1 protein-coding gene is annotated in these 530 nt (G+C 68.7%); it reads right to left on the reverse strand.

Annotated features, from left to right (window positions below):
* Positions 1-530, reverse strand: a 530-nt coding sequence (locus MOV74_RS40070; RefSeq protein WP_246933093.1) for a TolC family protein, incomplete at both ends; no start/stop codon positions are given.

A 530-nucleotide genomic window follows, 5' to 3' on the forward strand; every position in this document is an offset into this window, starting at 1 on the left:
GAGCACGCGCACGCTCTCCGGCGGGCGCGACACCAGCACGGCGAGCGCGTTGACGTTCTGATCCAGCGTCTGGCGCAGCGGCGGCACCAAGGCCTTCTGGTTGGCAAGCACGCTTTCCTGTTGCGCGACATCGAGATCGGTGCCAGTGCCGGCCTTGCGCCGCTCCCTGACGGCGTCGAGGATGCGCTGCGCGCTCGCGATGTTGCGCTGGGACGTCCTGATACGGTCCTGCGAGGCCAGCACTTGGAAATAGGCGTTGGCGACGGCGGCCAGCGTCGTCAGCGCGACGGTGTCGCGATCGAAGCGGTTGGCGTTGGCGGTCTCCTCGGCCGTCTGCAGCGCATCGCGGTTCTGGCCCCAGAAGTCGAGCTGATAGCTCGCGCTCAACGAGGCCTGGTAATTGACGACCTCACGTCCGCCATTGGTGAGCCCCGAGGCTGACGAGCCGGATGTGCGCGAATACGTCTCCTGCCCGGTGCCTGAAAGGCTCGGCAGCAGCGCCGCGCCCGCCTGCCGCGCCTGGGCGTCGG

This window comes from Bradyrhizobium sp. SHOUNA76, assembly GCF_023006445.1.
Taxonomy (GTDB): Bacteria; Pseudomonadota; Alphaproteobacteria; order Rhizobiales; family Xanthobacteraceae; genus Bradyrhizobium.